We start from the raw sequence: 1,601 nt of genomic DNA, 5'->3' as shown, positions 1-1,601 counted from the left end.
TAACATTTTGAACTTCTATATTTTTCACTACGTTTAAGTTAGTTATATTATACCTCATCTTTCTAAGAAATGCTATATTGACTTGGCTGTTGCCGAAACTCTTTATAATAAGAATGAAGCCCAATAAAATTAACAGTTCGAGAGTGGCAGTACATCAAACCCTCCACATAAACCTGATTACACATCTTTGGCACCGAAAGTCTTAGGAATACTTTACAACCAGAGTTGAGGAAAATGCGCTTAGTCATAGTTCAGTATGCCGGCGATTACGCAGAAGCCTTTCAGCGTTTAGCCAAAGGTGGAAGCGAAACATACTACGCTCAAAAATATTCTGTTGATGCCGTCACCGAGATGGCAAAACGAGCGGAGTCAGTAACGGTTATTTGCTGCATGGCACCAGAATTTAACGATCTGGTTCTAGAAAACGGCGTGCGCGCGATCGCTTGCGGATTTAGTCACCCAATTAATTCCCAAAAATTGATCGAGTTAATTGCCATGCAAAATCCGACTCACTTAATCATGCGGACGATTATTCCCGACGTTTTTAAGTGGGTAAGTAAAAATAAAATTAGAACCCTGGCCGTATTTGCAGAATCTATTTCCACAACTACTTTGCGCCAGAAATTCCGCAACTATTTCCTAGCTAAGTTGTTGAATAACAAGCAAATAGAATGGGTTGGAACTTACGGCATAACTTCATCTTTATTGTTTAAAGAAATTGGAGTAAAACCAGATAAAATAATTCCTTGGGATTTCCTGATAGACAGCAATCCCGGTTCTCTTTCGCCGAAAGAACTCCCTGCTGGCATCAAAACTTGGAAACTATTTTACGCAGGCTTATTAATACAAACCAAGGGAGTTGGCGATATCTTAGAAGCCGTAGCAAAGTTAAGAGAGCGGAATATATCAGTTCACTTAAAAATAGCAGGTAAAGGCGAAGAAGAGTTTTTTTTACAGCGAGTCGAACAGTTGCAAATCAAAGATTCTGTAGAATTTATCGGAATAGTGCCAACTCAGACTTTAGAACCTTTAATGAGAGAATCCGATCTCGTGTTAGTTACTAGCAGGCACGAATATCCCGAAGGTTTTCCCCTGACAATTCAGCACGCTTTACGCACTAGAACACCGATAGTAGCTTCGGATCACCCGATGTTTAAAACCAACTTAAAGCACTGTGTTAATTCGATGATTTTTGAGGCGGGGAACTCTCAGGCTTTAGCAGAATGTATCGAAAAAGTTATTTCGGATTCAGCGCTTTACCACAATCTTTCTGTCGCTTCTCATTCAACCTGGCATGAGTTGCGTTTGCCTGTCAAATGGGCGGAATTGATTGATCGCTGGCTGGATGATTCCCCTGAAAGCAAACAGTGGTTGTTTGAAAAACGGCTGGCTGCTGAATACTACAATAAATATCTCCAATAACTGCCAAACCTTCTCGCCGCTTGGTTTCTTGTCCGAAGCGCGATCGAGGGCTTCGGACAAGAAACTAACGCTTAAATAAGGGCTTGAAGACTACATTAATCAGGCTCTCCTGAGTTTATGGTGTAAAATAGCTCAACCAATACAGTTAGAGTAATGAGCTTTCATTTAGACTATTTATT

At 40.5% G+C, this 1,601-nt stretch carries 1 protein-coding gene; it reads left to right on the top strand.

Translation table 11 applies throughout. The features are described from left to right. Window positions 1–234 precede the first annotated feature (234 nt). Window positions 235–1,422: a glycosyltransferase gene (locus tag QUA04_RS29575; protein WP_333264336.1), complete on the top strand. Its 1,188-nt coding sequence runs from the start codon at window positions 235–237 to the stop codon at window positions 1,420–1,422. The last annotated feature ends 179 nt before the right edge of the window (window positions 1,423–1,601 follow it).

This window comes from Microcoleus sp. S13_C5, assembly GCF_036700845.1.
In the GTDB taxonomy this organism is placed as follows: domain Bacteria; phylum Cyanobacteriota; class Cyanobacteriia; order Cyanobacteriales; family Microcoleaceae; genus Microcoleus.
Note: the sequence above shows the minus strand (reverse complement) of the source record. Positions and strands in the feature narration are given on the sequence as shown.